This window comes from Peribacillus sp. P4_D6 (genome assembly GCF_056401795.1).
This window is the reverse complement of record NZ_JBFUIQ010000026.1, coordinates 43,973-51,906: the sequence shown is the minus strand read 5'-3', so window position 1 is coordinate 51,906 and position 7,934 is coordinate 43,973. Positions and strand designations below refer to the sequence as shown.

Below are 7,934 nucleotides of genomic sequence, written 5' to 3'. Positions count from 1 at the left end.
ATTGAAGGAAATCAACCAAGATCATGGTTTGTTGGCGATAATGATTGGAGGACTTCTGATTCTCGGAACGGGCGTCATTTATTTTCTTTCCAGGCAGATTTCGCGCCCCATCCAAGACGTAGCTAACGCAGCTGTCCAGGTTCGTGAAGGCAACTATGATATCCATTTCAAAGAGGAAGAGGAAATCAAGGAAGAAGAAATCTATGAACTGATAGAATCATTTAAGGAAATGACCAATCGATTGAAGGTCATGGAGAAGTTGCGGGCGGAATTGCTCGCGGGCGTAACCCATGATTTGAAAACGCCAGTCACTTCCATTAGCGGACTGATACAAGCGGTGAAAGATGATGTCGTCAAGGGAGAGCAAAGTAAGGAATTCCTCGATATTTCATTAAAGGAAACTCAGCGTTTACAAGGTATGATAGAGGATTTACTCAATTATAATGCCATATCGGCAGGCGCTTTTAAAATCCGGGTGCAAAAAGAGAATATCAATATATTCATCAAGGAAATCGCTTATCGCTGGCAGGTGACCCAAGATGATGATCAAGCGTTCGCTTTGGAGATAAGCGTTCCTGATGAACCGGTCTTTGGTCAAATTGATTCTTTGCGGATGCAGCAAATCGTCATTAACCTTTTGAATAATGCCAGACATGCACTTGACGGCAAAGGCAAAATAGCGATTCATCTTTATGAAAAGGATGAAGAACGAATCTGCATTGATGTTCTGGACAGCGGGCGGGGGATTCCAAAGCATGAACAGCAATATGTGTTCGAACCATTTTATCGAGGCGAAAACAAAAAGTTGAAGGTACGCGGTTTAGGTTTGGGACTGCCATTCAGTAAGATGCTCGCAAAAGCGCAAAAGGGAGATCTTGTGCTTAAGGATAGCAATGAACAAGGCACCATCTTCACGATTGTCATAGAAAAAGCGGATCAAATATAAAAAAGGGTTGTCCTGGTAATGGACAACCCTTTTATTATGCAGAATGCTAACTAATTAAGCTAATTGGCTGATTGCCCGCCATAATTGTACATGACGGACCTTCCTTGGAAGGAAGCGTCCCATTTCCTCTTCATTATATCCTGCATGCAAGTTCTTATGGTCGAAAATGATCGGCCGGCGAAGTAAATCCGGGTTATCTTGAATAAGCTTGCAAAGATCATTAAGCGGTGTATTATTTATATCGATATTCAGGCTTTTGAATTTTTTGGAACGGGTTGAGATGATTTCATCTGTCCCGCCTTCCGTTTTACGTAAAATCTCTTTTATTTCTTCTATAGAAAGAGGCTGGGAATATAGGTTACGTTCATTAAAGGAAATTTCGTTCTTCTTAAGCCAAGCTTTTGCTTTACGACAGGCTAAACTGCTTGGAGTAGTATAAATTGTTACCATTAAAATCGACTCCTTCAAAGTTTTCAAGTTTATTGGAATGAAATTATTTTTATATTTGTGATACTCTTACTTTAACGTTTCTTTGTGTCAGCAAGATGTCAAGAAAAATAAACTTAAATGTTATTTTAAAAGGAAAGGGAGAAAATGAAATGAAATCTGCCTTTAATGAAAAAGAAACGGTTTGGGTAATGAAACCGAATAAGGACCTGCATATGCCGATATTTAATAGTGGAGTGAGAGAAGTATCATGACAGGGGATTTTTGGTCACCAGTCAGGCTATCGATACAAGTAGCGGGACTGGCGGGTATCCTTGTTTTCATTTTAGGAATTTTCCTTGCGCGAATGATGGCTAAAAAGCAATTCAGGGGAAGAGTCCTGTTGGAAACAGCGTTTTTATTGCCGCTTGTTTTGCCGCCGTCCGTCGTTGGTTTTTTATTGATCGTGATTTTTGGCAAGAATGGACTGCCGGGACAATTCATTGAAAGGGTTTTTGACCAGCCCTTGATGTTCACGTGGTGGGCTGCGGTCATTGCATCTACCGTGGTAGCTTTTCCGCTAATGTACCAATCCGCTAAAACGGGCTTTGAAGGTATAGATGAAGAAATTGAAAATGCAGCAAGGGTTGACGGGGCCGGGGAGTGGAGGTTATTCCTGTTTGTAACCCTCCCATTGGCGGTCAAATCGATCGTCACAGGTGCCATCCTAAGTTCAGCGCGTGCGTTGGGGGAATTCGGGGCCACACTCATGTTTGCCGGAAACATTCCCGGACAGACACAAACCATACCGACCGCGATTTATATCGCCATGGACTCCGGGAATATGACATTGGCCTGGCTATGGGTTGCCGTAATCATTGTCATTTCATTCATTATGCTTTTTATCGTGACATACATAAAATGAATGCTGTTTTTCGTATATGCTTATGAATAAGCGAGGTGCGGCTTCTACGTCCTCTTTATGGGTGAATCCGTTTTTTTCGTAAAGATTTCGTGCGGGAAGGTTCATTTTACCGGTCGAAACGGATATCTTTTCCCAGTCGACGTGTAATTGGAGAGCATGTAACAATGCGTCCGCAATACCCTGCCGAAAATAATCAGGATGGACGACCATTCGGCAAATCAGCAATTGGCCATTCTCTTTTGTATAAGATATGGCACCAGCTAAGGCATCACCCTTTAAATAGCATAAAAACGTTTCATGGCAATGTATGAATTGTTCATATGTTTCCAATAGAGGAGGTATATCGGCAAAACCGATCATTTCCGCTTCCACCTTATAGGCTTCTTTCTGCAGTTTAAATAGCTGCTGGCCATAGTCTGATTCCAGGTCCCGAATTCTCATGATCAAATCCTATCACTCCTTTTCATTACATTATAATGGAAGAGGGGGATTATTGTTTCTAATCAGTCTGTGTTATAATCGACAAACAATATGAACTAATGAAATGAGGAAGAAATTTGTTAACATTTGAAGAAAAATTGAGCATCATTGAAACTTTTCCGGAATTACAGCGAAAAGACGTTTCATTGGGACGTGTGAACTTCCATTATCCAGATAGCGTCCAGGAGAAAAAGATCGTCGTTCAGCACTTGCATCCCAATGGAAATGGGTTCGTTTACGCAGGGCATATGAGAAAAAAAGACACTGACCGTAAAGGGTTTATCAATATACGTGACTATAATGAAGCCGAATTAAAAGAATTGATCCAAAGAAGCGTGGATTACCTATCTGAACCTCCGGCTGAAATTGAAGAAGAGGAAAACGAGTTCGCTAGGTTGGAAGGGGCATGGATTGGCCCTGAAAAGCAAGAGCTTACACTTCAAAAGGAAGACCTGCTTTGGAATGTTTATTCAGGGTCGAATCTTGAGGAATGTTTCGAAAGTCCGGTTGAGGCGGAGCGCTACTTATTGGACGAAGGCTTCCGACAAAGCAAGAAGAGGAATATGTAGAATTTTAGGATAATTTGTCGGTTGATTTACGGCGATAATCTTGTTTTTTTAGGATTTTCCATGATATAATATGAGTAATTATTTTTGTTCGGAAAAGTTTGATAGAAGGATTTACTGTAATAGGATTCCTCTTGAAACATTATCCAGAACCAAAAATAGTAATAAAATGGATTTTTCCAAACACAGGAGGAACTATCATGGTACAAGGTAAAGTAAAATGGTTTAACGCAGAAAAAGGTTTCGGTTTCATCGAAGTTGAAGGCCAAGACGATGTATTCGTACATTTCTCAGCTATCCAAGGTGAAGGCTTCAAAACGCTTGAAGAAGGCCAAGAAGTTTCTTTCGAAATCGAGCAAGGCGCTCGTGGACCACAAGCTGCTAACGTTCAAAAATAATTGAACGCATATAAAAAAAAGACTCCGATTTTGGAGTCTTTTTATTTTTCCTTTTTTTCGGCGATTTCCTTTAATGCTTTGTCCAATTTTTCTTCGATCCGTTTAGTACGATTAAAATGCCCTGACAGGAAAAACACGATGAATATAACGAATGCGACAAGCACTAGCATGAAAAGGATAGGAAGGAACTGGGTTATATTCTCAGTCATTGGATATCATCTCCTTTTTTCTCCATTATACTTCATGCTTACCGTTGCTATGATTGAGGGAGCCAAGTTTTAAAAAAAACACTGAAAGGGGATATGCGAAAACGCAATCCCCTTTCAGTCAGTTCTGGAATAGCGAAGCGAACTTTTGAAGTCTGTGCAGGTCTGATTCTTGATACATCTGTTCTATCTTCAATGTCACCAATAACTGGCTCTTCGCAAATAACATATCCCGGAAATGATCGACCGCCCCACAAAAATGATTATAATTGGTTTCGCCAGTGCCGAAGACTCCCGTTTTCAGGCGAGCGATAGGCAACTGTTCCAGTTCTTTATAAAAGGCTGCTGATTTAGCGGGAAGCTCCCCATTGCCCCATGTATAGGTGCCGACGATCAAGGCATCGTAATCCGGCAATGTACGTAAATCGAATTCATTCATTCGATATAAGAAAGCCTCAGGTAAAAGGGCAGCGAGGGCTTCGGCAAGCGCTTTTGTATTGCCGCCGGCAGAATGATAGACAATGGCGATTTTACAGCTCATCGAACCCATTGCTGGCATTTACTTGACTGTATGTCCTTGACTTCTGTTCGAAGAAATCGGTTTTGGTAAGGCCGATGGATTCATCATCGAACGTTTTGATCCATGGCATCGGGTTCTCGCCATACTCTTTATACAAATTTTCAAGGCCTAGCATACGTAACCGTTTGTTGGCGATATATTCGATGTACTCATTGAATTCTTCCAAATCGAGATCGGCTTTCGTTTGGATATCTTCGAGCATATATTCAGACCATTCCTTTTCGAGTTCGACTGCTTTTTCAATCGTTGTATAGATGAACTTCGTGTTTTCTTCATTATTTAACTCAGGATATTCATACATCAAGATTTGAACGAGCATGCCAATGAAATCGAAATGGACCATTTCATCGCGATGAATATAGGATATCATCGTAGCTGAACCGGTCATTAGATTTTGGCGTCCTAGATTATAATAAAAGGCGAAAGCCAAATAGAAATAAATCCCTTCAAGGTTCGTTGAATGGATCAGTGCCTCGAATAAATGCTGAGGGCTGGGATCGTCCACGAACGTTTGATAAGCATCAACGATCGGTTGGTTACGCTTAATCACTTCAGGATGTTCTTTGATGCGGTCGAAAAGCTGTTTTTGCTTGCCTACCGGAATCAAGGAAGCAAGGATATAGGAATAAGACTCATTATGGATCGATTCCTGCTGGGCCATGTTGGCCAAGATAGCTTTTGCCGCCGGATCTTTTATGTACCGGAGGATCTCTACTAAAGTGGGCGTTTGAAGACTGTCCATTCCAGCAATCATCGTAAGGATTTCGAGAAAAGCGTCCTGGATATCTTCATCCAATTCGCCCCACTGCTTTTTATCCTGAATCATGTTCACGCTCGAAGGCTTCCAAAAGTTATTGATGAGCTGTGTATAGGTATCATAGAATTTTTCATACTGTATATCGTTCCAAAGGAGGAAGCCTGAAGCTTCTCCTTTGAAAACACCGGTTGCCTTTGTTGGATGCGTCGGTTCGAGCATCCGAATTTTTTTTATATGATTGGTCATTCGTGAAAACTCCTTTAAGAATAGATTACTGGGTCATGATTGACGTTAACTTGAACAGCTTTCGCAGGCATTGTCATATTCGGAAGACGTCGAACGAACATAATACGTTGATTTCAACCCGCTTTCCCATGCCGTTAAATGGATGTCCAAAAGGACCTTCGCTTTGATTGTATTGTGTACATACAGATTAAAGCTGATTGCTTGGTCAATATGGCGTTGGCGGGCTGCATTTTGCCTGATGCTTTCCAGTTGATCCAAATTGAATCGCGTCTTTTTATAATATTCATACGTATTTGGCGTCAAGCCTGGTGCGGTCACCTTGAATTTGAAGTTTTTCTTTTCTTCGTAAAATTCAATTTCATACAAAGGATCGATTCCATCCGTGGAATTACCGATTTTGGCTGTCGATGAATTGGGGGCAATCGCCATTAAATAGCCATTACGGGTTCCGTGCTCCTGCACGTCTGCTTTTAAATCCAGCCATTTTTGATCTGTATAGTCACGCAGTTCGAAATAGTCCCCTGTATGCCAATCAGAACCTTCAAAGTATGGGTAAGATCCTTTTTCCTTGGCCAGTTCGTTGGATGCCTTGATAGTTAAGTAAGCGATCTTTTCGTATAAAGCATCTGCATAGCGAACAGCCTCATCGGATTCCCAATAAATATTCTGTGTGGCAAGTAAATGATGCCATCCAAACGTTCCTAAACCAATTGCCCGGTACCGTTTGTTCGAGATGGATGCTTGTTTGACAGGAAGATTATTCACATCAATGACATTGTCCAGCATACGGATCTGAATGGGAATCAATCTTTCCAGAACATCGCTGCCCACCGCTCGGGGCAAGTTAATGGATGAAAGGTTGCAGACAACGAAATCGCCGCTTTTACGAACCACAACAACATCTCCATCTTCTGTTTCATATTCATCCGTGATCGTCGAAGGGCTTAGGTTTTGGGCAATCTCCGTGCAAAGGTTAGAACAATAAATCATACCTTTATGTTTATTCGGATTCTTCCGATTCACTTCATCGCGGTAGAACATATACGGTACGCCTTCTTCTAATTGAGAAATCATGATGCTTTTCATGATGTCCATCGCATTGATTTTTTCAAAGCTATAGTTTGGAAGCGTGCCATTTTCTGCGGCCTCGACAGCAAGTGCATAATGATTCCTGAAGCTTCCTTCGCCTTTCTTTTCGTCATAAAGATCTTCAAGTGAAAATCCAAGGGTTTGCTTAACGGTATGCGGATCGAAAAGATACCATTCTTTTCTGTCGCGTACAGCCTCCATGAATAAATCCGGTATGCATACACCTGTAAAAATATCATGTGCTTTTAATCGGTCATCCCCGTTTTGAGTCTTCAAATCGAGGAAGCTCATGATATCTTTATGCCAGGCATCCAAGTAAATCGCGATGGCGCCTTTACGTTGCCCCAATTGATCGACACTTACAGCTGTCTGGTTGAATAGTCGAATCCAGGGCGTCGTGCCGGAACTGTTTCCAGAGAAACCGCGGATATCGGAACCAAGCGAGCGAACCTTACCGACGTAAAGACCAACACCGCCGCCGAATTTAGATACTTTTGCCGCATCGTAGTTTGATAGGTAAATTCCGTCGATGGAATCTTCAATTGCGTCGATAAAGCAGGAGCTTAACTGTCCATGTGTTTTACCTGCATTGGAGAGTGTAGGAGTCGCAACGGTCATATAAAGGTTGGACATGGCCCAGTATGCTTCTTTTATCAGTTGCAGGCGGTGCTCCGTTTTTTCCATTCGCATGATTTCCATCGCGATGATCATGAAACGTTCTTGCGGCAGTTCGAAGACCTTGTCCTTTTTTGGGCGGGCCAGATAACGGTCATTCAATAAGTAGATGCCTATGTAAGAGAATAATTTATCTTTTTCCGGGTCGATCACCGATCCCAATTCCTCAATTTCCGCTTTTGTATATGAAGATAGCAGTTCTGGTTTATAAATGGGATAACGCTGACCTTCCGATAGCTGGGAGAGTTCTGTGATCAGCTCATAGAATGGGCCATAACTCTTGCCTTCATAACCTCGATTGGCCTGTGCATCCCTATACATTGTATTCAACAGTTCTGCTGCAGCAACGAAAGTCCAATCCGGGGCATCGATATCCACGCCTTCAAGAGCGAGCTGAATCAGTTTTTTTGAAGCCTGTTCTTCGGTTGAGTCACTTTTGCGATCAAGCCATTTTGTAAAACGCTTTTTGAACTTTTCCATATCGAGACGGCCTTCGAATTCCTTCGATAACATCTCAAGCTGGATGGATTTCGCTTCTGTGTCATTTTCACTTATGGTAGAGTTATATGTTTGAGTCATTAATAATCCTCCTTGTTAACTTCCGCTAAAATAAAAAAACCGCCCAAAGAATTGAGCGGAT

At 41.8% G+C, this 7,934-nt stretch carries 10 protein-coding genes; 4 read left to right on the top strand and 6 right to left on the bottom strand.

What is annotated here, in order from left to right; translation table 11 throughout:
- Positions 1–946: sensor histidine kinase (locus tag AC1DVB_RS11090; protein WP_477589250.1), on the top strand; the 946-nt coding region annotated here is incomplete at its 5' end.
- A gap of 54 nt (positions 947–1,000) precedes the next feature.
- On the opposite strand, the gene spx is transcribed toward AC1DVB_RS11090, so the two are convergent.
- Positions 1,001–1,396, bottom strand: a complete 396-nt coding sequence (gene spx, locus AC1DVB_RS11085) for a transcriptional regulator Spx (RefSeq protein WP_034314875.1) — start codon at positions 1,394–1,396, stop codon at positions 1,001–1,003.
- Positions 1,397–1,643: 247 nt separating this feature from the next.
- Between spx and modB the strand changes: the two genes are divergently transcribed.
- Entirely contained in the window at positions 1,644–2,297 is a 654-nt protein-coding gene (gene modB / locus AC1DVB_RS11080; protein WP_048678036.1) for a molybdate ABC transporter permease subunit, read from the top strand.
- Here the strand turns inward: modB and AC1DVB_RS11075 are convergent.
- Positions 2,259–2,738, bottom strand: coding sequence for a GNAT family N-acetyltransferase (locus AC1DVB_RS11075; protein ID WP_230135396.1), 480 nt, complete (start codon positions 2,736–2,738; stop codon positions 2,259–2,261). The genes modB and AC1DVB_RS11075 overlap by 39 nt on opposite strands.
- A 116-nt stretch (positions 2,739–2,854) precedes the next feature.
- On the opposite strand from AC1DVB_RS11075, the gene AC1DVB_RS11070 reads away from it, so the two are divergent.
- Both AC1DVB_RS11070 and AC1DVB_RS11065 read left to right on the top strand, forming a co-directional pair.
- Positions 2,855–3,346 carry a hypothetical protein gene (locus tag AC1DVB_RS11070; protein ID WP_034314870.1) on the top strand — a complete coding sequence of 164 codons (492 nt, stop codon included), beginning with the start codon at positions 2,855–2,857 and terminating at the stop codon, positions 3,344–3,346.
- Between the two features lie 197 nt (positions 3,347–3,543).
- Positions 3,544–3,741 (top strand): cold-shock protein, encoded by a 198-nt coding sequence (locus AC1DVB_RS11065; RefSeq protein WP_028393295.1) that lies wholly within the window; start codon positions 3,544–3,546, stop codon positions 3,739–3,741.
- Between the two features lie 41 nt (positions 3,742–3,782).
- On the opposite strand, the gene AC1DVB_RS11060 is transcribed toward AC1DVB_RS11065, so the two are convergent.
- The 4 genes from AC1DVB_RS11060 to AC1DVB_RS11045 form a co-directional block, all read right to left on the bottom strand.
- Entirely contained in the window at positions 3,783–3,950 is a 168-nt protein-coding gene (locus AC1DVB_RS11060) for a hypothetical protein (RefSeq protein WP_162604450.1), read from the bottom strand.
- A gap of 118 nt (positions 3,951–4,068) precedes the next feature.
- Positions 4,069–4,506: a flavodoxin domain-containing protein gene (locus tag AC1DVB_RS11055; protein WP_057275730.1), complete on the bottom strand. Its 438-nt coding sequence runs from the start codon at positions 4,504–4,506 to the stop codon at positions 4,069–4,071.
- Positions 4,478–5,530 carry a ribonucleotide-diphosphate reductase subunit beta gene (locus tag AC1DVB_RS11050; protein WP_477589247.1) on the bottom strand — a complete coding sequence of 351 codons (1,053 nt, stop codon included), beginning with the start codon at positions 5,528–5,530 and terminating at the stop codon, positions 4,478–4,480. The genes AC1DVB_RS11055 and AC1DVB_RS11050 overlap by 29 nt, the downstream gene beginning before the upstream one ends.
- A gap of 45 nt (positions 5,531–5,575) precedes the next feature.
- A complete protein-coding gene (locus AC1DVB_RS11045) occupies positions 5,576–7,873 on the bottom strand; it encodes a ribonucleoside-diphosphate reductase subunit alpha (RefSeq protein ID WP_082609198.1) in 2,298 nt (765 codons plus the stop codon).
- Positions 7,874–7,934: the final 61 nt, after the last annotated feature.